Here is a 25,718-nt window from a genome sequence, read left to right on the forward strand (position 1 = left end):
GTTTTCGTCTCAGCGTTTGTCCGCTCGACAAGGGAAATACTACCAGACCATCGCCGACCGTCAACAACCCACCGCGATTTCTCCTCGAATTTTTCTCGGTGGCCTTCGGGCGGCCGCTTGCGGGGCCTCACGGGGCCTTCTACCCTAGCGGTCTCTTCTCGAGAGTCGTGCTGGATCTGCGCAGTCGTCGAGGCCCGCGTTCGCGGGTCGGGAGGGTACGTCGTGACGTCCGGTTCTATCCTGTTGGCCGCCGGTGCGCCTTTGATCTCGATGGGGCGGCTGGACGTGGCGATCATCGCGATCTACTTCGCGGTCGTGCTGGGGATCGGCTTCTATCTGAAGCGCTACGTCAGCACGGGCGAGGACTTCTTCATGGCGGGCCGGAAGATGACGGCCTGGATCGCGGGGTTGAGTTTCATCTCGGCGAACCTCAGCTCGCTGGAAACGATGGGCTGGTCGGCCATGGCTTACCAGTATGGGATGCTCGGGGCGCACGCCTACTGGTTCGGGGCGGTGCCGGCGATCCTGTTCCTGGCCGTCGTGATGATGCCCTTCTACTACATCTGCAAGACGCACTCGGTCCCGGGCTACCTGATGCTGCGGTTCGGCACGGGGACGAGCGCCTTGGCGGGGATCTCGTTCTCGTTCCTGACGGTCCTGGTCAGCGGGGCGAGCATGTTCGCGATGGCGAAGATCCTGAACCTGCTGCTCGGCTGGGACATGAACGTGAGCATCTGGGTCTCGTCGTTGACGGTGGCCCTCTATGTGGCGCTCGGCGGCCTGATCTCGGCGGTGTTCAACGAGGTGCTGCAGTACTTCCTGATCTGGTTCGGGTCGCTGCTGATCCCGATCCTGGGCCTGATCGACGCGGGCGGGTGGAGCGGCCTGGTGGAGAAGATCGAGCGCAACGTGCCGGTGATCCACCCGTCGGTGCCGAACGCGAATTTCACGAGCCTGTGGAGCAACCTGGGCTCGTTCGACGCCAACCCGATGGGGGTGGACTGGATCGGGATCGTGTTCGGGCTGGCGGTGGGGGTGGGGTTCGGGTACTGGTGCACGGACTTCCTGCAGGTTCAGCGGGTGATCGTGGCCAAGGACCTCCGCGCGGCGCAGAACGGGACGATCATCGGGGCCGTGCTCAAGATGTGCGTCCCCTTGATCGTGACGCTGCCCGGCCTGCTGGGCCTGGCGGTCCTGCTGCACGGCGACGGCACGCCGATGGTCCTGGTCTCCGAGGCCGACCCGCGGGCGAACATCACCCACCGCACCTACAACGACGTGCTCCCCCTGTTGATGGGGCGTTACCTGGGCCCTGGGCTGCTGGGGCTGGGGGTGACGGCGATGATCGCCGGGTTCATGTCGGGCATGGCGGGGAATGCGAGCGCGTTCGCGACGGTCTGGACCTATGACGTCTATCGGACCTTGATCCGGAAGAACGCGAGCGACGCCCACTATCTCGCGATGGGGCGTTGGTGCTCGCTGCTGGGGATCCTGATGTCGGTGGGGACGGCGTACTCCCTCTTTTACTTCTCGAACATCCTAGAGTTTCTCCAGGTCTTGATCTTCTTCTTCATCGTGCCGCTGTTCGGGGTGGTGATCCTGGGGATGCTCTGGAAGAGGGCGACGCCGACGGGGGCCTTCGTGGGATTCCTGACGGCGATCCTGTCGTCGATGGCGATGTGGGCGTTCGTCCACACCTTCCCCGAAGGCCACCGGCCTCGGCCGACCGCGTTCCTGGACCCGGGCGCGGTGGTGAGCGTCGAGAAGGATGGCGAGGGGGACACGGCGGCCGTCACCCGCGTCGTCGTCGAGCAGGGAGTGGTGAGGACGACGAACGTGCCGATCGAGACGGCCGGCGGCGAGTCGTGGGCGTCCGGCGACCGGACGCTGGAGGCCGAGGCGAGGGCCCCGGCGGAGGTCCGCGAGCGGGACGAGTCGGTCCCGGTGAGGCTCATCGCCCCCGACGTGGTCCTGGCCGGGTCGAACCTGCCGGACAAGTTCGGGGCGGAGGGGGCCGTCGTGGTGCTCCGGCCCGGGGTGCGGGTCGTGGGGTCGGACGTGACCCAGACCTTCAATCCGGCGGAATTCAACCCGGACCACGCCCGCTACATCGCGCGCTCCAGGAAGGCCAAGCCGATGGCGGTGAACGTCTACAGCTCGATGTGGACGCTGCTGATCTGCGTGTCGGTCATCACAATGGTGAGTCTGGTCACCACGCCCAAACCCGAGTCGGAGCTGCACAACCTGGTCATGGGCCTGACGCCGATCCCCGATGACGGACCCGTCCCCTGGTACAAGGCGCCCAAATTCTGGGCGGTGATGGTCGCGATCGCCCTCATCGCGCTCAACATCATCTTCTGGTGACGGGAAGGTCAAACGACGGCGCGGGGGTCAAGGTCTTAAGATCGGCCCGGGCCGCCCCCTGCCCTCTCGCGATTCGACATTTCCCGCCCACCGTCGATCACGAGAATCGCCGCCGGAAGCCACCCCGGCGGCGATTCTCGAGAGGTCGAGGGAGCAACGCCGGTTCGACCCGCGTCGCAATTAGGGGCCGGCTCCGACCCCGACCGCCACGGCCTCTCATGCAAACCCAGCGCCAAACCGTATTGAATCGTCGTTTCCTCCCCCATCCTCGATCCGTGAGACAGACTGGAACATCAGCCGAAATCGACAGTCTAAACAGAAACAACCGTTTTTCCCGATGTTTTCTCTGGAGAGTACGGCGATTCTCCTGTAGATTGGACCAAGAGCTGGGGGATCGGCGAACCGACGTCCCGGGCTTACGTAGAGGGAGTCGAGATGAGCGCGCAGACGAATCGGGCGGCGTGGTTCCAGGGGGGGGATGCGCAGTGTGATGCGAGCCCGGAAGCCCGGGCGCGGGCGTTCCGGCTGGTGCTGCTGGGACCTCCGGGGGTGGGCAAGGGGACGCAGGCGGAGTTGCTCTGCCAGGCTCTCGGGACGTGCCATCTGTCGACGGGGGATGTCTTCCGAGCGGCGTCGTGCCAGCAAGAGCCGAGCCCGGCGTTGAAGTCGGCCCTGGAGGCGATGCGGCGCGGGGAGTTGGTGTCGGACGGGCTGGTGGTGTCGATGGTCCAGGAGCGCTCGGGGTGCCTCTCCTGTTGCGGAGGCTTCCTGCTCGACGGATTCCCAAGGACGGTTTCCCAGGCCGAGGCGCTCGACGAGTTGCTGGAGCAGGAGGGCGTGGCCCTTGACGCCGTACTCTCGTACGAACTGCCGCTTGGTGAGATCGTGGACCGCCTCAGCGGGCGACGGACCTGCTCGAAGTGCAAGGCGGTCTATCATATTACGGCGCGGCCGCCGCATCGCGAGGGGGTCTGCGACCTCTGCGGCGGCGGCCTGATCCAGCGCGACGACGACCGGCCGGACTCGATCCGGGTCCGGATGCAGGCTTATGAGGAGAGCACACGTCCCCTGGCCGATTACTACTCCCGGACCGATCGCTTGATCACGGTCGCGGCCGAGGGGACTCCCGAGGTGATCCTGGAACGATCCCTGAAGGAACTCCAGTCCCGCGCGGCCCAGGTGCGGCACTGATCTTGCTCGGCCTCGCATGATGATGTCGAGGCGACGCAACGCCTGAGGAAGAGGCCGCGCCGCCAAGCTTCGCCATGTGATATAATCCTTCGTATCAGACGTCGACGGCGGCGTCGCACGCCTGACCCTCCCGGCGTCCACGCGCGACTCGGGGCGGCCGACGCGGCCCGATACTTCGGAGAGAGGCCGATATGCTTGGACTGTTGTTGCTCGCGGCGCCGTGGTTCTTGAATCCTCCCGAAGAGCGGGAAATGACCGAGCGGATGGTGCCAGCGGGATACCGAGGGAATTACTGGGGCCCCCAGGCCACCCAGGATCGCAAAGACGGCCGACTGCCCCAGATCTCCCTCACACCCCAGATGCAGCGCTGGGACGACTGGGGCCGGAAGTATCTCCAGAGCGGCGACGTGGTCTTCCGCATGGGCGATGCGCGCGTGGCCAAGGGCTGGTTCCCGATGAGTCGCTTCCTCGCGAACGCCAGCAACAGCAAGTTCTCGCACACCGGGGTGGTGGTGGTGGAGGACGGCGAGCCGATGGTCTACGACACCACGCGGACGAGCGTTGCACGCCAGCCCTTCTGCGTCTGGATCCTGGACAACGTGGGCAACTTCGGCGTGAAGCGGCTCCGCCCCGAGTTGCGTTCCAAGGTCCCGCAGGTCGTCGAGTACTGCCAGGACGTCTTCGCCAAGCAGGTCCCGTTCGACTACGAGTTGGGGCTCGACGACGAGGCCTTGTACTGCATCGAGCTGACCGAAAAGGCGTTCCGGCACGCCGGGCTCAAGCTCTCGGACCCGATCAAGCTCGGCGACATGGAACGGGCGCCCGAGTTCCCGATGCAGATGATCGGGATCGCAACGGCCTCGAAGTGGGCCCTGAACAAGCCCCTCACGTTCGAGCAAGAGGTCTGGTTCCCCGGCAATGAGCGGCACGGCATCTGGTCGTCGCCGAAGCTGGAGGTCGTCGTCCCGCCGACTTTCAAGCCCGGCTACCCCTTCATGGCCGACCACGGCGTCCCCGAGATCGTCTCCGCGGCCAACTGACGCTGCCGGACGATTTCCCCGCAAGGGCCCGTCAACCGGGCGACGGCCCCGCACCGGGGATCGAATAGCGGCGCACGCCTTGCGAGTCGTCCGCGGCGTTCTCGCGACGGCTGACGTCCGCACGGCGCCCGAGCGCCAGGGCGACCATCCCGAGGAGCGACAGCTCGATCAGGGTGTTCCACCTCACCCCGGCGACGGTCGAGTAGAGAATCCGATCGAGGTAATGAAACGACGTCGCCCTCGCTCCGAGGAAGCCCAGGAGCAGGACGACCGGTGCCAGCGCGGAGAGGTCCCGCCACGAAGACCTCCGCGCCGCCATCCATCCCAGTACGGCCGCACCGACCGCGGCCAACGCACCCGCGACCAGGATGAACGCGAACTGGTACTTGCGGCGATACTCGTACCAGTCCCCCTCGACCGCCCGCTTTCGCATCGAGTCGGTGAGCAGACTTTGCGCGCCGAACGGCTTGCCCAGCGCCAGCAAGGCGAAGAGGATGGCCAGGCCCAGCCAGACGGGTGACCCCAGGCGCCTCCGGGGCCGGCGTGCGGCGCGGTCCTCCCACCAGGTCCAGCCGCAGAGCATCGCCAGCCAGAGATAGGCCGCCGTCGTGATCCAGTCGGGGATCATCGGCTCTTCGGGACTGACGGCGGCGAGCAGGCGGAGCGGTTCCAGATCCAAGGGCGTGGCTCCCGGGGCGTTCTTGGGTCGCTCGTGTCGATTGCGGATCACGGCGTGGCGGACCGCCCGCGCCGGAACTATCCTAGAGGATAGGCCCAAACCGCCACGACTCCAACCCTCTCGGGAGGCCCGCCGATGGCCGCCACCCTGACCGTCCGCGACGAGACCCCCGCCGGCGGCGTCTCGGACGCCTGGTCCCTGGAATTCCTGAGCGAGACGATCACCGTCCGCGACTTGATCCGCGAGCGGGTCTACCAGGAGGTCCAGGACTACAACGTCAAGCAGCAGGCCGTCGGCCCCTACCGAGGCCTCGTCCAACCCGAGGGGATCGAGCGGGCCCTCAACGGCCCCCGCGCCGGCGCCAAGGCCCGCCCGATCGACTGGAAGAAGCAGTTCGACAAGGCCGTCGAGGCCTTCGAGACCAACCGCGTCCTCGTGCTCATCGACGACCGCCAGGCTGAGTCGCTTGACCAGAGCTTCACCATCGCCCCGACCACGGCCGTCACCTTCCTGCGGCTGACGCTCCTCGTCGGCGGGTGAGTCTCCGACGCCGGCCGATTCTCCGCATCCCGGGACGCCGCCAGGTGGCGGAAGCCCCGCGCAGGCCCTATGTTCAGCGGTGTCGGATCAGGAGCCGGGGATCGATCATCCCTCCGCGCCGTCGCGAAGCTCCGCGGGATCCGGCGCGTCCCTCCCGGGGGTGGAACATGGCGAAAGCGGCGAGCAAGGCCTCGGTCGACGAGCTCGATGGGCTGATCCAGGAACTGGCGAAGGAGAAGCCCCGGGGGAAGTACGGCGATTCCTGGTATGGGGTCCAGCTCGGCGACCTGGATTCGGGGAAGAAGCTGCTGGCCCTGGACCGCGAGAAACAGGTCGAGGTGGTCGACCGCCTGATCAGCCGGGTCCTCGACATCGAGAAACGCGCCCGCGAGATCATCGAGGCCTCCGACCACGAGCATAACCGCTACATGAAAGACCCCGAGTGGGAAGGGGTGAACCAGCCTCGGTCCCGATTCGAGATCGCCATGCGCGGGCTGCTTCGTCGCAAGCATGACCTGGCCCCCGGGACGGTCGTCTCACTGCTCCGCTGGGTCTCCGAGAGCACCCATCCCGGCCCGTATTGGCAGCCCTTGCCGGGCATCGCGACGGCCGTCGAGAACCTCGCCGCCGTCGGCCCGCTCCCCGAGGACGTGAAGGCCGCCCTGGCCGCGACCATCGCGCGACTCAAGCCGTTGACCCAGTACGGCGACGACGTCCGCAAGCCCCTCGGCCGCTTGATGAAGCTGGTCGCGGAGGAGCAAACGGCCCGCATCGACGCCGGCGAGGCCTGGGCCGACGCCGCGCTCGCCGACCTCGCCGCCATGCCCCCGGAACGCCGCTCGGCGTGGCAAGCTCTCTTGCTCTCCTGCCAGGATGCCGGCGCGGGCAAGCCCTCGGCGAAGTGGCTCAAGGCCGTCAAGCCGCTGATCGACGCCGTCGGCCGCGAGGACTTCAAGGCGAAGCTCCTCAAGTGGTTTCCGCTGGTGGACAGGCCGCGTACCGAGTCGAAGCCCCGGGCGAACGCCTGGGAACCTGACTACGACCAACTGATCGAGCCGCACCACGTCGACCTGCTCAGGGGGCTCGCCTGGTGCGCCGGGACGGAGGCCGACCGCGAGCTGGCCCGGGCGCTGGCGGCGCTGGCGCTTTCGGCCTACCGCAAGGTCCCAGGCAAGGGGCCGAGGCTGGTCTCGCTGGGCCACGCGGCCCTCGCGGCGCTCGGGATGATGCCGGGGATGGACGCCGTCGGCCAGCTCGCGATCCTCAAGCTCCGGATCCGGTTCATCCCGGCCCAGAAGGAGGCCGAGAAGGCCCTGGCCGCCGCCGCGAACCGCGAGGGGCTGCCGCGCGAGGATATCGAAGAGCTGGCCGTCCCCGCCTACGGCATGGAGGAGGTCGGCCGCCGCGTCGAGGTCCTGGGCGATTACACCGCCGAGTTGGCGATCGACGGCCCCGACGTCCACGTCTCCTGGAGCAAGGCCGGCAAGCCGCTGAAGTCCCTCCCCGCCGCCGCGAAGAAGGAGCATCCCGACGAGGTCAAGGAGTTGCAGGCGGCCGCCAAGGACGTCGGCAAGATGCTCACCGCCCAGCGCGAGCGGATCGACGGCCTCTTCCTCGCCCGCAAGTCCTGGCCGCTCGAAGCCTGGCGGGCCCGCTACCTCGACCACCCGCTCGTCGGCGCGATCGCCCGCCGCCTGATCTGGGCCTTCGAGGCCGACGGTAAGGCCGTCGCCGGCGCCTGGCTCGACGGCCGACTCGTCGGCGTCGACGACGCGCCGCTGGAGGGGCTCGGCGAGGCGACGAAGGTTTCGCTCTGGCACCCGATCGACCGCCCCGTCGACGAGGTGACGGCCTGGCGCGACTGGTTCGACCGCCACCGGGTCCGCCAGCCGTTCAAGCAGGCGTATCGCGAGGTGTACGTCCTGACCGACGCCGAGCGCAACACCCGCGTCTACTCGAACCGGTTCGCCGCGCACGTCCTGCGGCAGCACCAGTACCACGCCCTCTGCGCCGCGCGGGGCTGGCGGAACAAGCTGCGGCTGATGGTCGACGACACCTACCCCGCCACGTCCCGCGACCTCCCCGAGTGGAACCTCCGCGCCGAGTTCTGGATCGAGGGGATCGACGGCGAGTACGGGACGGCGACCACCGACTCGGGCTCCTACCTCCACCTGGCCACCGACCAGGTCCGGTTCTACGAGGTCGGCGCGCCGCAACGCGAGGCCCACGCGAGCGGCGGCGGCTACGCGCCCGACCGGCGCGAGGCCGACGCCGAGCCGGTCCCCCTCGACCGGATCCCGCCGCTGGTCCTGAGCGAGGTCTTCCGCGACGTCGACCTGTTCGTCGGCGTGGCGAGCGTGGGCAACGACCCCAACTGGTCCGACGGCGGCCCCGAGGGCCGGTTCGTCGACTACTGGCGGACCTACAGCTTCGGCGACCTCACCGCCAACGGCAAGACCCGCAAGGCGGTCCTGGAGCGGCTGATCCCGCGCCTGAAGATCGCCCCGCGCTGCTCGTTCGCCGACAAGTTCCTGGTGGTCCGGGGCGACCTGCGGACCTACAAGATCCACCTGGGGAGCGGCAACATCCTGATGGAGCCGAACGACCAGTACCTCTGCATCGTCCCGAAGCGCGGCGGCGAGCCGACGGGCGACGGCGTCTTCCTCCCCTTCGAGGGGGATTCCGTCCTCTCGATCATCCTCAGCAAGGCGATGATGCTGGCCGAGGACAAGAAAATCACCGACTCCACCATCACCAGCCAGATCGGCCGGGGTTGAGGGGCCGATCCGGGGCGTGCTCCGGGCCGATGTCCACGTCCCAGGATCGGCCGCATCCGTCGTCTGGCATGCCTTCGTACGCGATGCCGGCCCTGGAGACGCGCGGAGTCTATGGACCTCGCGTGGTCGCTCGCCCGGACCAACGACATTGCGGTCGCCGCGCCGGCATGCTCTCGGGCGTCCTGCCGGGCTGCAAGAGAGGGCCTCGGAGACGACCTCCGAGCGGGGACCAGCCCGCCCTCACGCATCGGCCGCGACGAATCCGAGGGGAGGGCGCGACTCGCGATTCGGCCTCTCGTCGGACCTCGTCACTCATTGCGACCTGGATCGGGAGTTTCCTCGGGACGTCTCGGTCAGCATCGATCGGGTCCTCGGGCTCCTCGCGGACGAACGGACGAGCCCTGCGCATCTCGAACTCGCGAAGGCTGCGACGTCCGCTCTCGTCCGTGCGGTGAGCGACGAAAGCAGATCAGGCCCGTCGCGGCCGCAAATCTCGATCGATCCGACCTGGCGGCCCCCCCGATCCGCGATGGATCTGAGCGTCGCACGGAGCGCGGCTGATCGAGCCAGGGCCGATCCCCCGTCGCGAGGGACATGAGGGCGATCCTTCGAGGGGACGGATCCTCCCCGCGGAGCCCCATGATCGAGAGACGGCGTGGAGGGATTTTGTCCACGAGGGATCGCGCATTGTCCTGGACGCCCCGCCTGGCCCATCAATCAATCGACACAAGGTTATATTTATTTAGGAATTAGGGAATCCTGCTGACAGGGCGCGGCGGTTGCGTTAGGCGGCCGTCCTGTGCCGACCCGAGAAGCTCGGCCGCGTTTCACCGATCCCCGACGCATGGGCGCCCCGCCGAAGGACCGAATGCACACAATGATCCGCCCCCCCACGAACGGTTCGCCGCGCCGCGGCTTCACCCTGATCGAGCTGCTGGTGGTCATCGCGATCATCGCCGTCCTCATCGCGCTCCTGCTGCCGGCCGTGCAGTCGGCGCGCGAGGCGTCCCGCGGGCTCCAGTGCAAGAATAACCTCAAGCAGATCGCGCTGGCGGCGCACAACTATCACGACGTGAACAACTGCTTCCCATCGGCGAGGCCCTCCTCTTCGCCGCAGTACGGCCACATGGTCGCGCTGCTGCCGTTCCTGGAGCAGGGAGTCCTCACCAACGCGTTCAACGTCTCGCTGTCGGGCGGCTTCGCCGACCCGGGGAACCAGACGGCGGCGAACACGAACCTCTCGGTCCTGCTCTGCCCGTCGAACCCCAACCAGCAGGTCATCCGCCTGCGCAAGTCCAGCTCGACCGGGAGGTCGTACGGGGCGTTCATCACCGACGCCGAGGGTCGGAACATGACGGGCTGGGTGTGCGACTACTGGGTCAACCACGCGATCAGTTCGGCGACGATCGCGCTCCTCAGCCCCGGCTCCGCCGCGCCCGACCCGATCCTCAAGGGGACGACGCCCCGGATGGCGATGGTCACCGACGGGCTCTCGAACACTACGCTCTTCCTTGAGCACGCCGGCTACGACAAGCACTACGTCAAGGGCGTGGGCTGGCCGATGCCGGACACGGACCTGACGCTCGACCAGCCCGGCGCCTGGGGGGCCTGGCTGGGCTGGTGCGCGTTCATGGTGCAGGGGTATTCCAACTCGCCCCCGCCGACCAACGCGAGCACGCCCGCCGGGACCGCCTGCGCGATCAACTGCAACAACTCCCAAGGGGTCTTCGGCTTCCACCCGGCCGGGGCGAACGTCGCCATGGGCGACGGCAGCGTCCGCATGTTCACGACGGGCACGACGGTCGCCAACCTCATGGCCATGGTCAGCCGCAACGGCGGGGAGATCGTCCAGGAATGAACTCGTCGCGCCTCGGCACGCTCTCCGCCGCCGCCCTCCTGGCCGCGGCCTCCGGCTGCGACGCGCCGGAGTCCTGCGTCGTCTCGGGGAGGGTGCTCGTCGACGACCGGCCCGCCGAGGGCGTCTACGTCCTCTTCCGCACCGCCGGGGACGCGACCGGCCTGCCCGATTCCGGCTCGGCCCGGACGGGCGAGGACGGCTCGTTCACGGCGGTCGTCAGCACGCCGGGCGAGGCGACGGTCACCGCCTTCTGGCCGAAGGTGACCGTCATGGATCAGGACGTGATCGAGGGCCCTGACCGCCTCCTGGGGGCCTATCGCGACCCGCGGATCCCCGCCGCCACGCTCACGATCGGCCGGGGCGCGAACGACGCCCCCCCGATCAAGCTCACGACCCCATCACGCGGGAGGTCCAGGACCTCGTCCCACCGCTGAATCGCGACGCCGCGCCGGCCACGCTTCCCCACGCCCCCCTGGAGAGGACCGCATGCAGTTCCCTCGGCTTCCCCGCCTCGCCCTGGCCTTGACCCTGGCCGCCTGGAATCCCTCGACCCGGGCCGACGAGCCCCCACTGGTCCGGTCGGCCCGATCCGGCTCCTGGTCCGCGAAGGAGACCTGGGACGCGGGTCGCATCCCGAAAGCCGGCGACCGGGTCGTGATCGCGGCCGGGCATCGCGTCGACTACGACGTCGTCTCCGAGGAGGTGATTCGCCTGGTGCAGATCGCGGGGACGTTGGAGTTCGCCCGGGATCGCGACACCCGCCTGGACGCCGGCCTGATCGTCGTCACCGGCTCCGAAGAGCCTTCGGAGGACGGCTTCGACTGCCACGCGCCGATGGCACCCATGAAGGATCAGCCCGAGTCCGCCCGACCCGCGTTGCTGGTCGGTCGCCCCGGATCGCCGATCGCCGCCGGGTTCTCGGCCCTGATCCGGCTGCATGAAGTCGAGGGGATGGACCGGGACTCGTGCCCGGCGATCGTCTGCTGCGGCGGCCGCATGGAGTTCCACGGCCAGCCGATGCGGCGGACCTGGCTGAAGATCCGCCAGACGGCCGACGCCGGCGCGTCCGCCGTCTACGTCGACGAGTGGGCCGGAGGCTGGAAGCAGGGGGACCACGTCATCGTCACCAGCACCAAACGCCAGCGCGACGGCCGCGGAGTCGGGGGCGATTTCCTGGCCGGGGCGCAGACGGAGGAGCGTCGGATCACCGGGCTCTCCGCGAAGGACTTCACCGGGGGCTATCCCGTGAAGCTCGACCGCCCGCTGGCGTTCTCCCACTTCGCCGAGGGGAACTTCCGCGCGGAGGTCGCCAACCTCACGCGCAACGTCGTCGTGGAGTCGGCCGATCCCGACGGCGTGCGCGGGCACACGATGTATCACCGGAACTCGGCCGGCTCGATCAGCTACGCCGAGTTCCGCCACCTCGGCAAGCGGGACGAGAAGGGGCGCTACAGCATCCACTTCCACCTGGCCGGCGAGACCATGCGGGGCAGCTCCGTGATCGGGGCCTCGATCTGGGACAGCCACAACCGCTGGATCACCATCCACGGCACCGACGCCCTGCTGGTGCGCGACGTCGTCGGCTACAAGAGCGTCGGGCACGGCTTCTTCCTGGAGAGCGGCACCGAGGTCAACAACATCCTCGACCACAACCTCGCGGCGCTGGTCCTGCCGGGCAAGCCGCAGGAGGAACAGGAGGTCCCCTTCGACCTCAACCGCGGCGCCGGCTTCTGGTGGGCGAACAGCCAGAACAGCTTCACCCGCAACGTCGCCGTCGAGTGCGCCGAGTACGGCTACCGGTTCGACGTGAAGAAGACGGACGACTACGACCCGGTCCGCGCGATCCGCCAGCCCGACGGCTCCACCGCCGCCAGGGACGTCCGCATCCTGCCGTTCGTCCGCTTCGAGGATAACGAGGCCCACACGATGAAGTTCTTCTGCCTGAACCTCCGGGGCGTCACGCGTCCCGACCGGGGCCTGGACTTCTACAGCCAGAACGAGAGCCTGGCGCGCGAGGCGTCCGAGGCGATCCCCGAGCCCGGCCATCCCTTCTGGATCCGCGACTTCCGCGGCTGGGAGGCCAACTGGGCGACCCACCTGGGGACGACCGGCGTGTTCGTCGACGGCCTGGACGTCTTTCGCTCCGACGTGGCGATCTGGCGGTCCATCATGGACGGGTCCGGCTTCCGACGGATGACCACCCAGGACATGCGCGTCAACGACATCCACAACCCGATGACTTCGGGACGCGTGCCGACCCGGGAGGAGTCGGAGAAGGGCGCCTTCCGCGGTCTCTCCAGCTTCAAGGACGACATGCCGCCGACCACGGTGATCACGTCGGCCGTGCGCGAGGGGAACCTCGTCCGCGTGCGGGGCTCGGTCGCCGACGCGAGCGACGTCAAGCGGGTCGTCGTCAACGGCCGGGACGCGACCTCCACGCGCGGGAGCTTCGCCGAGTGGGAGGCGGTCCTCGAGGCCCCGTCGGGCGCGGCCCTGGACGTCGTCGCGGGGGCCGAGGACGTCCACGGCCACGTCGAGCCCAGGCCGCACATGGTCAAGGTGGAGCATCCAGGCCTGTAAACCGGAGGGCCGGCGCGATCACGATTCGATCGGCCTCCGAGGCGCGGGGAAACCGGCCGGTGGAATCGTGGGGCACGCCAGGAGTGCAAACCGCGGCCGTCGGCCCGCCCTCTCGCGAAGGCTCGCGTCTTGGGACGGGACCGAAACGCCCTCGACATCGCCCGCCTACGGACCGGAAGCCGAACCCTCGGCGATCGCCCGGTCGAAGGCGACCTCGTCCGCGTCGGCCCCGTCCGCGGCTAGAGGCCCCCGGCCGTCGAGAGCCACGACGGCCTGGCCGCTCGGCTTGTGGGGGCGGTAGGAAGGAGTGCGAGGGGATTCGGAGGGCATGGCGAAGATCCAAAACCGGCAGATTACCGGCTTGACCGCATCGCCGCCTCTCACCTCTCAGTGGGTGAGCCCTAACTCGGGGCTACGGCAGGGGTCGTGAAGTGCGCCCGGTAGGATTCGAACCTACAACCTTCTGATTCGAAGTCAGTGACTCTATCCGTTGAGCTACGGGCGCCTGGGAGGCTCCAAATGGAGCCGCGGGTGTCAGTATACCCAAGGGAGACGGCCTGGCAACAGCCGAGGTTCGGATTCGGGGGCGGGGGGATCTCGGGATTCGCCGGACGTTTCGACCCTCGATCCGCGTGGCCTCGCGGAATCTTCATCGGATTGGGGGGCTACGAATGGGGCGGCGGGGGATATAATGGGGGCTCATCAGGCAGCCCCGAGTTCCCCCGCGCGCCGAGCGAGAGTCGACACCAGCCCATGACCCCTGCACGCCCGAACGAACAGAACGATGACGGAGTCCGGGGGACGATCTCGTTCGTCAGCCTCGGCTGCTCCAAGAACACCGTCGACTCCGAGCGGATGCTCGGCCTGCTGGCGCAGGAGGGGTACGCGCTGGTGCCCGAGGGGCGGGATTCCGACCTCGTCATCGTCAACACCTGCGGGTTCATCGACGCCGCGCGCAAGGAGTCGTGCGGGGTCATCGAGGAGATGCTGGAGCGGAAGCGCGACGGCCGGGTCAAGGGCGTCATCGTCGCCGGCTGCCTGGCGGAGCGTCAGAAGGACGTGCTGCTGGACGAGTACCCGGAGGTCGACCAGGTGGTCGGCGTCTTCGGCCGCGAGCAGATCGCCCACGTCTCCAACCGGATCCTCGGCGGCCTGCACGAGCAGCGGACCCTGTTCCGCCCGGCCCCGATCCAGGCCCAGGACGACCGGGCCCGGCTGAGGATCACCCCCCGGCACATGGCCTATCTGAAGGTCTCCGAGGGCTGCGACCGGCTCTGCACCTTCTGCGCGATCCCCTACATGCGGGGCAAGCACGTCACCAAGCCGATCGAACTGGTGGTCGACGAGGCCCGCGAGCTGGCCCGCGACGGCGTCCGCGAGCTGATCCTCGTCGCCCAGGACATGACGTACTACGGCATGGACCTCTACGGCGAGCCCCGGCTGGCCGACCTGCTCCGCGAGCTGGATCAGGTCGAGGAGTTGAGCTGGATCCGCATCCTCTACAACTATCCCCGGCACTTCACCGACGAGCTGTACGACGCCATCGCCGGGGCGAAGCGGATCATCCCGTACCTCGACATGCCCCTGCAGCACATCAACGACCGGATGCTCAAGGTGATGAACCGCCGCCACACCCGGGCGGAGACCACGGCGATCGTCGACAGGCTGCGTTCCTCGATCCCTAACCTCGTGCTGCGGACGACGTTCATCGTCGGCTTTCCCGGCGAGACCGAGGCCGAGTTCCGGGAGATGGCCGACTACGTCGCCGAGGCGAAGTTCGAGCGGCTGGGGGTGTTCACCTACTCGCTGGAGCCCGACACGCCGGCGGCCAAGGTGCCCGGCCACCTCCCCGATGACGTGAAGGAGGCCCGCCGCGAGGAGATCATGCGGATCCAGCAGCCGCTGGCCGAGGCGTTCAACAAGACCCTCGTCGGCCGCGAGCTGGACGTCCTGATCGACGGCCCGGCCCCGGGGCAGGACGGCGTCTGGATCGGCCGGACCTACGCCGACGCCCCCGACGTGGACGGCGTCGTCCTGATCCCGGACGCGGGCCTCCAGACCGGGGACCTCGTCCCCTGCGAGATCCTCGACACCCAGGGCTACGACTTCGTCGCCCGCTCGCTGGCCCTGCCGTCGCGTCGCAAGCGGTCGCGGCCCCGGCCCCGCAAGCGCCCGGGGCCGTCGCTGACCATCCTCGACGGAATGTGAGGTCACCCATGCCCGCCGAGAATATCCCCAGCCCCGTCCTGGACGCCCCCCCGCGGCCGGCCGGGACGTTCTGGAACGTGCCCAACAGCCTGACCGTCTCGCGCATGGGGCTGGCGGTCCTGGTCTTCGCGGCGATCTCGCTGGAGTGGTACGGCTGGGCCTTCGGCCTGTTCGTGGCCGCGGCGGTCTCCGACGCGCTCGACGGCTACTTCGCCCGGCTGCTCGATCAGGACACGCCGCTGGGCCGCCAGCTCGACCCCCTGATCGACAAGGTGATCGTCTCGGGCGCCTACATCTACCTCGCCGCCATCCCCGGCACGGGGGTCTATCCCTGGATGGTCACGGCGATCGTCGTCCGCGAGCTGCTCATCCAGGGCCTGCGGAGCCTGCTGGAAGGCCAGGGCCAGGCGTTCGGGGCCAAGACGGCCGGCAAGCTCAAGACGCTGTTCCAGTGCCTCTCGGTCTCGGCGGTGCTGCTCGTCCTGTGGCACGGATCGCCCCCCCAGGGCCTGACGATCCTCCGCGACGCCCTCACCTGGACCGCCGTGGCCCTGACGATCTACAGCGGGGCCGCCTACCTCTGGGGCGCCGGCCCCGCGCTGCGGAGCGAAGCCGCCCGCCGACGCTGATGAGCCCCGCCCCGATGACGAAGACGATCGCCCACGCAGCTCCCCCTCGACGCGGATCCGATCGGCCCCGCCCGGTTCCCGCGAGGCCCTCGTGCTCGTCCTCCCCCCCATCCGGCCCTCCGGGCCGCCTTCCCCCGAGATGGATCTGCGCATGCTGATCGAATGGATCGAGGCCCTGGTCCTCGGAGTGGTCCAGGGCGTCACCGAGTTCCTGCCCGTCTCCAGCGACGGGCACCTCCTCGTCACCCAGCAGCTGTTCGAATGGCTGACCGGGTCGGATCGGAGCGGCGGGGAGAACATCTTCTTCGACGTGATGCTCCACCTGGGGACCACGGCCGCCATCCTCTACCACTACCGGGGGCCGGTCCGCCTGGGGATCCGCAGCCTGATCGCCGACGACCCGGACGTGGGCCCGGACTTCCGTAGGCCGATGGTCCTCCGGGTCCTGTTCCTGGCGTTCGTCGCGACCCTGCCGCTGGTCCCGTTCGCCCTGATCTTCAAGCCCTGGGTCGACGGCCTGTTCCAGAGCCGCACGGCGGCCCCGGTCGGGTTCCTGATCTCGGCGGCCGTCCTGGCCCTGGTCTCGCTGAAGATGAGGGGGCCGGGCGACGGCGGGCGGGGGCCGTCGGAGACGACCTGGGTCGACGCCCTCCTGATCGGCTCGGCGCAGATGCTGGCGCCGCTGCCGGGGGTGAGCCGGAGCGGCACCACGATCGTCGCCGCGCTGTTCCTGGGGCTGTCGCGGGTCTGGGCCGTCCGTTTCAGCCTCCTGATCGCCGTCCCGGCCGTCGCCGGCGCGGTCGCGAACGAGCTGAAGGACGCGATCCAGGATCCCTCGAAGCTCAACCTGACGCCCGAGCGGGTGGCGCAGACGCTGGCGGCGATGGTCCTGGCCGGATTGGTGGGCTACGCGGCGATCCTCTGGCTGATCCGCGTTGTCCGCTCCGGGAAGCTGTGGTATTTTTCTGTATACTTGGTGTTGCTGGCGGTGGTGGTGCTGGGGATCGTCTCGGCGAGTGGGGGAGGGAGCGACTTTGACGCCTCACCGAACGCTCTGGACGGGCCCTCCCGGCGCCTCGATGCGGGAACGCCTGCTTCAACTGGACCCGTCGCTCCGGGCGGCGCGGTGGATCGTCCCGACTCCCCTCTGCCGTGACCAGACGATCCGCGAGCTGGCGATGCACCCGTCGAAGCCGACGTGGCTCGCCGAGCCCCGGGTGCGATGCTGGGCCGACCTCTGGCGGTGGGTCGCCTCGGTGGTCCGCAAGGGGCCGACGCCGCTCTCGGAGTCGGCGGCGACCGCCGTGTTCGACCGGGCCCTCCGCGACGAGACCGCCGGCGGACGACGGGGACCGCTCGCCGCGCTGACCTCGCGCGTCGGCTACCGCCGCCGCCTCCGCCGCCGGATACGCGACTGGACGACCGCCGAACTCCACCGCGGGCGCGACGACGATCGTCCGGTCGAGGCGGGCGACGAGCTCGCCGCCGCCGAGGCGTCGGTCTTCCGGCGCTATCGCCGCGTTTTGGCCGACCTCGACGCCGAGGACGAGGCCGGGCTGGCGGTCTGGGCGTCGCTCCGGCTTCGCGATCGGAATGGCCGGGCGTCGTCGGGCGACGGCGACCACCTCGTCTTCCTGGACTTCGAGGGCAAGTCGCCGGCCCAGTGGCGGATCCTCAAGGACGTTCTGGAGCGGCCCCGGTCGGTCGACGTCACCCTCTGCCATCAGGACGCCGCCGAACGCGCCGAGCTGTACCTGGCGACCTCGCCGACCCGCTCCCGCCTGCTGGAGCTGGGGATGACCGAATCGGTCGTCCCGTCCGACCCCCACCGCCCGGCCGGGCTTCGGGCGGTCGACGCGCTCCTGTTCGCCGCCTCGGCCCCGAGGATCGAAGCCGCCGACGGGCTGAAGATCCGGGGCGGGCCGGCCGGGATCGACCTAGGCCGGATGGTCGCGAAGGAGGTCAAGGACCTGATCGCGGGGGGGGCCGACCCGGACGAGATCCTGGTCGCCTTCCCCCGCTGGGACGACCAGGCGGAGGCCGCCTGCGAGGCGATGCGACGGGCGGGCCTGCCGGTCCACGACTCCTCGCCGAGGGCTCTCGACGTCGACCCGGCCGTCGCGGCGACGCTCCATGCGGCGCGGATCCCGCTGGAGGATTGGGAGGCCGAGCTGGTCGTCCGGTTCCTCCGCAACGGCCAGCTCCGGCCGACCTGGGGCGGGGGCGTCGACCGCCTGGCCCTCGCCGAGGCGGCCTCGACCCTCCACGAACAGGACGTCTTCCGGGGTCGCCGGCGGCTCCTCCAGGCCCTCGAACGCGCGATCGCCCGCGGCGAGGACGCCCCCGACCCGGTCGAGCGCGAGCGCCGCCAGAAGAAGGTGAACCAGGCTCGACGCGCCCACCCGATCGTCGAGAACCTGATCGGCGCGATCGACACGCTCAACCGACCGAGGCCCTGGGGCGGGCACGCCGCCGAGTTGCGTCGCGCGGTGGGAGACCTGGGGCTGGGCTCGCGCGACGGCCGGGCTTTGGAGACGCTCTGGGACGCCCTGGAGGACCGCGCCGAGGTGTTCGACCGCCTGGGCCGCGGCGCCGTCGAGGTCCCCTGGGAGGAGTTCGTCCATGAGCTGACGGACATCGCCGCCGAGACCTGCCTCCCCAGGCCGCCCGCCCCGGCCGGATCGATCCGCACGGCGCTGGCGGACGATCTGGCGGGCTGCCGCGCGGGCCGGGTCCTGCTGGTCGGCCTGGTCGAGGGGAGCTTCCCGAGGCGGCCCGCCGTGCAACGGTTCCTGGAGCTGAAGCCCGGCGAGGAGCCGCCCCCGGCCGCCCGCCGGGCCTACGCGGCCGAGACGCTCCGCTTCCTCCGCGCGATCGGCGCGGCCGATCGCGGAGCCTACCTGTTCTATCCGACGACCGACGCCAAGGGTCAGCCGCTGCTCCGGGCCGGGTTCCTCGACGACCTGCTGGGGGCGCTCTCGTCCGCGGCCGAGTCGGCCTGCCACGTCGCGCACGCCCGGTTCCACCCCGCGCTGCTCGACCGCGAGGACCTGGCCGTCGCGCCGGCGGACGCCCGGGTCCTGGCCGCGGCCCTCGCCGGCGAGAAGGGCCGCCCGGGCCGCCTCCGCGCCCTGGCTCGCGACCCGGCCCACCGCGCGGCCCTCGCCGGGACTGCGGCCGCCCTCGCGGCGCTGGAGCTACGCCGCCGAGGCCTCCCCTTCGGCGCGTTTGAGGGGATGCTCGACGACGCCGAGGCCCGCGCGCGGCTCGCCCGCGACTTCGACGGCGTCGCGCACACCTTCAGCCCCAGCCAGCTGGAGACCTACCTGGGCTGCCCCTTCCAGTTCTTCAGCCGGCACGTCCTCCACCTGGAGCCGATCGCCGAGCATCACGAGCTGGACGAGGACGCCACCGACCGCGGCAGCCGCCTGCACGACATCCTGGAGGAGTTCGAACGCCGACGCGCCGAGGCCGGGCCCGACGCCGACGACCGGCCGCTGCTGATCGCGGCCGTCGACAAGGTCCTGCATCATGAGGTGTCCGAGCTGAGCGAGCTGGAGCTGGGCCTCCGCTTGATCGAGCAAGGTCAGGTCAATCGGATCATCGACCAGTACGCCCAGCATCGCTCCGAATACATGTCGCAGGTCAACGCCGCCACGCCCCGGATGTTCGAGTTCAGCTTCGGCGAGCCCGAGAGCGAACACCCGCTGTTCGAGCTGGCGCTCGGTGCCGAGGTGGTCCGCCTGAAAGGCCGGATCGATCGCATCGACTTCGCCGACAAGGACGACGGGCCGGGACGGTTCCGGATCATCGACTACAAGAGCGGAAATCCCCCCGCCGCCAAGGACGTGAAGGAAGGCCGCATGCTCCAGCTGCCCCTCTACGCGATGGCCGTCGAGCGGCTCCTCTACCAGCGCGGCGAGGCCGAACTGCTGGACGTCGGCTACTGGGGCCTGAAGGACAAGGGCTACCGACCGATCGTGTTCGAACAATGGCGCGAGGTCCGCGAGGCCCTGGTCGAGCGGGTCTTCGCGATCGTCCACCGCCTCCGCGCCGGCGCCTTCCCGGTCGCCCCCCGCAAGGAAGGCTGCGAGTCCTACTGCGAATACCGGAGCGTCTGCCGCATCCGCCAGGTCCGCGCCGCCGAGAAGTCGACCGGGCTTGACGAGAAGGTCGAGGTTTCGGCCGACCGGACCCTGGGCGGACGGCCGGCGAAGGCCCCGAGATCGAAGGCGGCGCGGCCATGAGCGGCGACGACCGGGTCACATTCACGCGCGAGCAGCAGGGGCCGCTCCAGGCCCGGGGCGTGAGCGTGGCGCTCGCGGCCGGCGCGGGCTGCGGCAAGACCACCGTCCTGACCGAGCGGTTCCTCCGCGAGATCGACGGCGCCGAGGGCCGCGCCCTGCGGTCGCTGGCCGTGATGACGTTCACCGACAAGGCCGCTCGGGAGCTTCGCCAGCGGATTCGCGCCCGCTGCCGCGCCCGGCTCGCCTCCGGGACCGACCCGGAATGGTGGACGACGGTCCTCCGCGCCCTGGAAGCCGCGCCGATCGGCACCTTCCACGAGTTCTGCGGCCGGGTGCTGCGAGGCCGCGCCGAGGCCCTGGCGGTCGACCCCGAGTTCGTGGTGCTGGACGACGTGGTCGCCTCCGCGCTCCGCGAGCAGGCCGTGGGCGCCGCCGTCCGCCGGCTGCTGGCGGATCGCGATCCGGACCTGCTCGACCTGGCCGTGCCGCACACCCTGCGCGGGCTCCGCGCCATGCTCGAATCGGCGCTCGCCGCCCGCACGGCCGACGAGATCGCCCCGTACTGCGACCTGGAGCCCGGGGAGGTCGTCGCACGCTGGCGAGACGCCTGGAAGGCCCGCGCCCGCCCCGCGATCCTGGCGCGGCTCGCCCCCACCGCCCGCGCCTGCCGCCGCGTGCTGGAGCCGCTGTCCGACGTCGGCCCCAAGCTCGCGCAGCTCCGGGGCGAGGTCCTGGAGGCCCTGGCGGCCGTCGAGGAGCCCGGCTGCCGCGACGACGACCTGGAGCGGCTCCGCGAGGCGGCCAAGGTCGCCGGCCTCCGGGGCAAGAACGACTGGCCCGACGCCGACGTGAAGGAGCGGGTCGGGAACGCCTTCAAGGACCTGCGCGGCAAGATCGACGACGCTCGCAAGAAGCTCGCCTGGGACGACGCCGTCACCCTGGAGTCGGCCGCCGAGACCGGCCGGTTCGCCCGGGTCTTGCGCTGGGCCCGCGGCGAGTACGACGCCCTCAAGGCCCGACGCCGCGGCCTCGACTTCGCCGACCTGATCGTCCTCACCCGCGACGCGCTCCGCGAACTGGCGGCGGCCGCCCCGCGCCCGGGCCGCCTCGGCGAACTGGAGCTGGAGATCGACCCCGACGACGGCCCGCAGGTCGAGGCGTCGGCGATCGATTTCGTCCTGGTGGACGAGTTCCAGGACACCGACCAGGTCCAGAGCGACGTGCTCCGCCTGCTGGGCCGCGAGGGCTTCCTGGGGGGCCGGATGTTCGTGGTGGGCGACGCGAAGCAGTCGATCTACCGCTTCCGAGGGGCGGAGCCGGCCATCTTCGGCCGCTGGCGGGACGAGTTTCCCGAGCCCGGCCGGCTGCGGCTCTCGGAGAATTTCCGCACCGTCCCGCGCATCCTCGACTTCGTCAACGCCCTGTTCGCCGACTCGTTCGCCGACCCCCTGGCCGAGGCCGCCGACCCCCTGGCCGTGCGCCTGGCCCCCGCGCGCGAGGACCACGCAGACGGGCCCGCCGTCCACTTCTTTTGGGTCGAGCCCCTCGCGCCCGAGGAGGGCGACGACATCGACGCCGAGTCGCCCGCGTCCCGCCCCTCGGCCCGCGACGGCCGGATCCGCGAGGCCGACGCCCTGGCCCGCTGGCTCCGCCGCCGGCTCGACGACGGCTGGATGATCGTCGACCGCAAGACCCGCAAGACGCGACGCGCCCACGCCGGCGACGTGGCGCTCCTGCTCCGCGCCATGACCGACGTCTGGCCTTATGAGACGGCGCTGGCCGACCAGGGGTTCGAGTACCACACGATCGGCGGCTCGGCGTTCTACTCGCAGCAGGAGATCCTCGACGTCGTCAACCTGCTCTCGGTCGTCGAGGACCCACTCGACGAGGTGGCCCTGGCCGGCTGCCTGCGGAGCCCGTTCTTCGCCCTGAGCGACGAGGGCCTGTTCTGGCTGGCGAAGGCCGGCGGCCTGAGCCGCGGCCTGGAACGCGCGGCCGACGTCCCCGGACTCTCCGACCGCGACCGCGACCAGGCCGGCCGCGCCCGATCGCTCCTGGAGCGTTGGCGGGGCCTCAAGGACCACGTCCCGATGGCCGAGCTTCTGGCGACGGCGCTGGACGAGTCGGGCTTCGAGGCGGCCTTGACCTGCGAGTTCCTCGGCGCGCGGAAGCTCGCCAACGTCCGCAAGCTGGTGGAGACGGCGCGCGGGTTCGACCGCCGGGGGGGCTTCGGCCTGGCGGACTTCGTCGGCCGGCTGCGGGCCTTCGCCGACGACCCGCCGCGCGAGGAGCAGGCGACGACGACCGAGGAGGACAGCCCGAGCGTCCGCATCATGACCGTCCACCAGGCCAAGGGCCTGGAGTTCCCCATCGTGATCCTGCCCGACCTGAACAAGGACGCCGGCCTCAAGACCGGCTCGCTGGGCTTCGACCGTGAGTTGGGGCCGGTCCTCAAGCCCCGCCCGGCGCCGACCGACCTCGATCCCGACCTGCCGGGGAGCGGCGAGAGCCTGGGCTGGCTCGCGTACCGGGCGGTCGAGGAGCGCGAGGAGCGTGAGGAGGCCCTGCGGCTGTTCTACGTCGCCGCCACCCGGGCCCGCGACGACCTCGTGCTCTCGGCCGGCTTCGGCAAGCCGCTCGACGAGGTCGCCGCCTCGGTCGCCAAGCTCTCCCCCGCGCTCAACCTGCTGTGGGAGCGTTTCGACGGGCGGACCGGTCGCTGCCTGGCACCCCTGCCCGAGGACTGGCCCGCCCCCGAAATCCACGTCGTCGACGTCGCGGCGATCCCGATGGGCGAGGACTCCACCGAACGCCGCGCGCGCACCAAGCTGCCGGAGATCATCTCCGCCATCCTCGACGCCCCTCGCGAGTCGGCCCTCGCGACGCCCCCCCCGCCCTCGCCTCGCTTCCTCGACCTGGAGACGCCCCGGCTGGCGGATTCGCGGACGGCCCGGCTCGGCGAGCTGATCCGTGCGGCGGCCGTCGACCCCGAGCTGGTCGCCGGCGCGGAGCCCGGGGAGGTCGCGGCCCGGCTGGGGAGCCGACGCACGCCCGCCGCGAACGCCTCGCTGCGGACAGAGGCCGTCGCCTGGCTCCGCGCCTGGGTCGCCAGCCCCTTCTTCGCCCGGCTCCGCACCGCGCCCCCGCCCGGCGTCCGCCCCGGCGAGGCCTGGATCCTCCAGGGCGCGACCACCGTCGTCGGCTCGTGCGACGCCCTCGTCCGGGGCGACGACGGCCGCTGGCGCCCGCTCACGTTCCTCGCCCCCGGCGAGCCCGAAGCCTGGGGCCGCCTCCGCGGCTCGATGGCGATCACGGCCCTCGACCGCAAGGGGCTCGGCCCCCTCGGCCCCTCGTGGCTGATCCGAACGGCCCCAGACGGCTCGCTCAAGGTCGAACGCCGCGACCCCATCGACGACGCCGAGCGCGACCGCCTCGCCCGCCTCTGGCAAGCCGTCGAGACAGGCTGAAATCTCCACCCCTCCCCCCGCCCGGGAAGGCGCTCGATCGTCGGTCGAAGCGGATCGTTACTTCGTCGTCGTCGCGTCGGCCCCGGCCGATGCGGCGGCGAGGCGGGAGGACTCGCGGCGGGCATAATCGCGCCACCGGCGCTCGAGGTCGTCGAGGCCGGCGATGCGGTAGGTGCCGCGGAGGGCGGCGTCGGGGCCGGACTGCTGGGCGTCCTTGAGGAAGGCGACGAACTGGGCGGGGGTCCCCTCGGCCATCAGGAATTGCGTCAGGGAGACGCTCTGGGCGTAGTAGAGGCTCCAGTCCTTCGACTCGGGGTAGTCGATCGCCATCAACTTGCCGAGCTGGAAGACCCGATTCTCGGCGAGCGGGGCGTTCAGCTCGGCGGCGCGGGACACCTGCTCGGAGGTCGGCTCGGCGAGGACGGCCATCCCTTCGTCGGCCCATCGGGGGATCTGCTGGTCGGCGAAGACGTCGGCGAGGACGACGTGGGTGACCTCGTGCGGCAGGATGGCCGAGATGACCTGCGGGTGGTCCGCCCTCAGGTTGACGCGGCGGGCGACCACCTGGCCGCCGCCGATCCCCATCGTCGAGAAGCCGGGCGAGGTCTCCGGCTGGCCGGTCATGCGGGCGAAGTCGGCCGCCGTGGGATAGAGGTAGACGTCGCATCGGGGCGACCACGCCCCCCGCGCCGCCGGGCTCCCCCAGCGCTTCCCCTGCGAGGCCCGCACGGCCTCGCAGGCCTCGGCCGCCTTCGCGGCCAGCGCCGAGTCGGTGTGGAAGATCCGGAAGCTCGCCGTCTCCTGGACTTGCCAGGCCACGGGCGACGCCCCATTCGCGGCGGCCGCCGGCGCGGGCGCGGGTTCCGCCGACGCCTGGGGCCCGTCGAGCGGCGGAGTCGGCTCGGGGGCGGGCAGCCCGTCGGCCGGGGACGGGTCGTCGGCGGCGGGTGGAAGGTCCAGCACCTGCGCCGCGGCGGCCTTGCGGGCCTGGGGGTCGACGGCCGGGCGTCGCCTCGGGGCGGGCGACGGCGCGCGGGCCGGCTCGGCCTCCACCTCGGGTTCGTTCTCGTCGGGCGAGGCGCCCCGGACGGCCAGGTTCGCCCCCTTTCCGCTCACCGGCCGCTCGCCGTTGCGGGCCGCGGCGACGCGGTCCTTGAGATACTCGCCGTACCAGTTGCCGGGAGTCAGGCGCTGGACGCTGTCGATCTCGCGCTCGATGAGGTCCCACTCCTGGTTCGACTTCGGGCCGGCGTTGATCCGGGCGACGACCGCCGCCCAGCGGCAGTAGGCCCAGACCTTGTTGCGGGCGGCGGGGAGCTGGCCCTTGCGGGCGAGGACCGCGTAGAGCTTCCCGGCCTGGTCGTACTGCTTCTTGTTGAAAAGGGCGTCGGCCTCGGCCAGGCCCCCTTCGGCCGGGGCGGCGGCGGCCGGCGAGGCTTCGGGACGGGACTCGGGGACGGCGACGGCGGCGGCCCGGCCCACGCGGTCGTCGCGCGTTCCGGGAGGAGGAGCGGCCTTCGTCGACGACGGGGCCGGTACCGGCAAGGGCTCGGGCTCCGCGGCGGGCGCGAGGGCCGGACCGCCGAGCGGCGGCAGCTCCGTGGTCTCCTCGGCGAGGGCCGGCGCGGGGGCCGGAGTCGGCGCGGCCTCGACGTGCGGGATCGAGACCCGCTCGGCGGGCGCGGGGGCGGGTGCGGGTGCGGGTGCGGGGGCCGGCGCGGGAGCCGAGACCGCGGCCGGCGGGGGCGACTTGTCGGGCGCGGGGGCCGGGTTGGGGGCGGTCGCCGGCGCGGGGGAGGCGTCATCCAGGATGGCGAGGTCGTCCTCGTAGGAGGCGGCGTCCTGGGAGGCGCCCGCGGCCTTGGCGTCGCGGATCAGGCCCTGGTAGGTCTCCTTGAGGAGATCGACGAGGGCCTTGCGGTCGTCGGCCCTCGCGGAGCCGAGAGCCTCTTCGAGCACCCCGGCGGCGGCCTTCAGGTCCTTGCCCGCGATCAGCCGCCGCGCCTGGTCGATGGCGTCGCCGGCGAGGGCGGCCGGCGCGACCGCCGCGGCCAACAGGAGGGTCCAGAATGCCTGGCGCATGACGTCCGTGTCCTGCTTGGGGTGCGTTCCGATCGTGGGGGCGGCCGGGCGAGTCC

Annotated in this window: 15 protein-coding genes and 1 tRNA gene; 13 read left to right on the forward strand and 3 right to left on the reverse strand. The window is 70.7% G+C overall.

The window, feature by feature from the left end; translation table 11 throughout:
- Positions 1-222 precede the first annotated feature (222 nt).
- The 3 genes from G6O68_RS18410 (at position 223) to G6O68_RS18420 (ending at position 4,595) form a co-directional block, all read left to right on the forward strand.
- Positions 223-2,364: a sodium:solute symporter family transporter gene (locus G6O68_RS18410; RefSeq protein ID WP_206108135.1), complete on the forward strand. Its 2,142-nt coding sequence runs from the start codon at positions 223-225 to the stop codon at positions 2,362-2,364.
- Positions 2,365-2,799: 435 nt separating this feature from the next.
- Positions 2,800-3,555 carry an adenylate kinase family protein gene (locus tag G6O68_RS18415; protein ID WP_165250110.1) on the forward strand — a complete coding sequence of 252 codons (756 nt, stop codon included), beginning with the start codon at positions 2,800-2,802 and terminating at the stop codon, positions 3,553-3,555.
- Positions 3,556-3,806: 251 nt separating this feature from the next.
- Positions 3,807-4,595, forward strand: a complete 789-nt coding sequence (locus tag G6O68_RS18420; protein ID WP_165250111.1) for a YiiX/YebB-like N1pC/P60 family cysteine hydrolase — start codon at positions 3,807-3,809, stop codon at positions 4,593-4,595.
- Between the two features lie 31 nt (positions 4,596-4,626).
- Here G6O68_RS18420 and G6O68_RS18425 read toward each other — a convergent pair whose 3' ends face one another.
- Positions 4,627-5,274, reverse strand: a complete 648-nt coding sequence (locus G6O68_RS18425; RefSeq protein WP_165250112.1) for a hypothetical protein — start codon at positions 5,272-5,274, stop codon at positions 4,627-4,629.
- Positions 5,275-5,409: 135 nt separating this feature from the next.
- Between G6O68_RS18425 and G6O68_RS18430 the strand changes: the two genes are divergently transcribed.
- The 5 genes from G6O68_RS18430 (at position 5,410) to G6O68_RS18450 (ending at position 13,029) form a co-directional block, all read left to right on the forward strand.
- Entirely contained in the window at positions 5,410-5,814 is a 405-nt protein-coding gene (locus tag G6O68_RS18430) for a hypothetical protein (protein WP_165250113.1), read from the forward strand.
- Between the two features lie 167 nt (positions 5,815-5,981).
- Positions 5,982-8,591, forward strand: coding sequence for a DUF4132 domain-containing protein (locus G6O68_RS18435; RefSeq protein ID WP_165250114.1), 2,610 nt, complete (start codon positions 5,982-5,984; stop codon positions 8,589-8,591).
- 877 nt (positions 8,592-9,468) lie between these two features.
- Entirely contained in the window at positions 9,469-10,449 is a 981-nt protein-coding gene (locus G6O68_RS18440; RefSeq protein ID WP_165250115.1) for a DUF1559 domain-containing protein, read from the forward strand.
- Complete coding sequence (locus G6O68_RS18445; RefSeq protein ID WP_165250116.1) at positions 10,446-10,883, forward strand: DUF4198 domain-containing protein; 438 nt, start codon at positions 10,446-10,448, stop codon at positions 10,881-10,883. Before G6O68_RS18440 ends, G6O68_RS18445 begins: the two co-directional genes overlap by 4 nt.
- Before the next feature lie 52 nt (positions 10,884-10,935).
- Positions 10,936-13,029, forward strand: a complete 2,094-nt coding sequence (locus G6O68_RS18450; protein ID WP_165250117.1) for a G8 domain-containing protein — start codon at positions 10,936-10,938, stop codon at positions 13,027-13,029.
- Between the two features lie 432 nt (positions 13,030-13,461).
- Here G6O68_RS18450 and G6O68_RS18455 read toward each other — a convergent pair.
- Positions 13,462-13,534, reverse strand: a tRNA-Arg gene (locus tag G6O68_RS18455).
- 248 nt (positions 13,535-13,782) lie between these two features.
- Here G6O68_RS18455 and rimO point away from each other — a divergent pair.
- The 5 genes from rimO (at position 13,783) to G6O68_RS18480 (ending at position 23,580) form a co-directional block, all read left to right on the forward strand.
- A complete protein-coding gene (rimO, locus tag G6O68_RS18460) occupies positions 13,783-15,237 on the forward strand; it encodes a 30S ribosomal protein S12 methylthiotransferase RimO (RefSeq protein ID WP_165250118.1) in 1,455 nt (484 codons plus the stop codon).
- A gap of 8 nt (positions 15,238-15,245) precedes the next feature.
- Positions 15,246-15,866: a CDP-diacylglycerol--glycerol-3-phosphate 3-phosphatidyltransferase gene (gene pgsA, locus G6O68_RS18465; RefSeq protein ID WP_165250119.1), complete on the forward strand. Its 621-nt coding sequence runs from the start codon at positions 15,246-15,248 to the stop codon at positions 15,864-15,866.
- A gap of 151 nt (positions 15,867-16,017) precedes the next feature.
- Positions 16,018-17,022 (forward strand): undecaprenyl-diphosphate phosphatase, encoded by a 1,005-nt coding sequence (locus G6O68_RS18470; protein WP_240911385.1) that lies wholly within the window; start codon positions 16,018-16,020, stop codon positions 17,020-17,022.
- Positions 16,946-20,113: a PD-(D/E)XK nuclease family protein gene (locus G6O68_RS18475; protein WP_165250120.1), complete on the forward strand. Its 3,168-nt coding sequence runs from the start codon at positions 16,946-16,948 to the stop codon at positions 20,111-20,113. The genes G6O68_RS18470 and G6O68_RS18475 overlap by 77 nt, the downstream gene beginning before the upstream one ends.
- Positions 20,110-23,580 carry a UvrD-helicase domain-containing protein gene (locus G6O68_RS18480; protein WP_165250121.1) on the forward strand — a complete coding sequence of 1,157 codons (3,471 nt, stop codon included), beginning with the start codon at positions 20,110-20,112 and terminating at the stop codon, positions 23,578-23,580. Before G6O68_RS18475 ends, G6O68_RS18480 begins: the two co-directional genes overlap by 4 nt.
- 57 nt (positions 23,581-23,637) lie before the next feature.
- Here G6O68_RS18480 and G6O68_RS18485 read toward each other — a convergent pair whose 3' ends face one another.
- Positions 23,638-25,662, reverse strand: coding sequence for a peptidase MA family metallohydrolase (locus tag G6O68_RS18485; RefSeq protein ID WP_165250109.1), 2,025 nt, complete (start codon positions 25,660-25,662; stop codon positions 23,638-23,640).
- Positions 25,663-25,718 lie beyond the last annotated feature (56 nt).

This window comes from Paludisphaera soli, assembly GCF_011064595.1.
GTDB lineage: Bacteria > Planctomycetota > Planctomycetia > Isosphaerales > Isosphaeraceae > Paludisphaera > Paludisphaera soli.

Excerpts from the sequence above, each read along its gene's own strand:
- G6O68_RS18475 (WP_165250120.1), top strand. The coding sequence starts at position 16,946 with ATGCGGGAACGCCTGCTTCAACTGGACCCGTCGCTCCGGGCGGCGCGG.
- pgsA (WP_165250119.1), top strand. The coding sequence starts at position 15,246 with ATGCCCGCCGAGAATATCCCCAGCCCCGTCCTGGACGCCCCCCCGCGG.
- G6O68_RS18445 (WP_165250116.1), top strand. The coding sequence starts at position 10,446 with ATGAACTCGTCGCGCCTCGGCACGCTCTCCGCCGCCGCCCTCCTGGCC.
- G6O68_RS18450 (WP_165250117.1), top strand. The coding sequence starts at position 10,936 with ATGCAGTTCCCTCGGCTTCCCCGCCTCGCCCTGGCCTTGACCCTGGCC.
- G6O68_RS18470 (WP_240911385.1), top strand. The coding sequence starts at position 16,018 with ATGCTGATCGAATGGATCGAGGCCCTGGTCCTCGGAGTGGTCCAGGGC.
- G6O68_RS18415 (WP_165250110.1), top strand. The coding sequence starts at position 2,800 with ATGAGCGCGCAGACGAATCGGGCGGCGTGGTTCCAGGGGGGGGATGCG.
- rimO (WP_165250118.1), top strand. The coding sequence starts at position 13,783 with ATGACCCCTGCACGCCCGAACGAACAGAACGATGACGGAGTCCGGGGG.
- G6O68_RS18435 (WP_165250114.1), top strand. The coding sequence starts at position 5,982 with ATGGCGAAAGCGGCGAGCAAGGCCTCGGTCGACGAGCTCGATGGGCTG.
- G6O68_RS18480 (WP_165250121.1), top strand. The coding sequence starts at position 20,110 with ATGAGCGGCGACGACCGGGTCACATTCACGCGCGAGCAGCAGGGGCCG.
- G6O68_RS18420 (WP_165250111.1), top strand. The coding sequence starts at position 3,807 with ATGACCGAGCGGATGGTGCCAGCGGGATACCGAGGGAATTACTGGGGC.
- G6O68_RS18430 (WP_165250113.1), top strand. The coding sequence starts at position 5,410 with ATGGCCGCCACCCTGACCGTCCGCGACGAGACCCCCGCCGGCGGCGTC.
- G6O68_RS18485 (WP_165250109.1), bottom strand. The coding sequence starts at position 25,662 with ATGCGCCAGGCATTCTGGACCCTCCTGTTGGCCGCGGCGGTCGCGCCG.
- G6O68_RS18440 (WP_165250115.1), top strand. The coding sequence starts at position 9,469 with ATGATCCGCCCCCCCACGAACGGTTCGCCGCGCCGCGGCTTCACCCTG.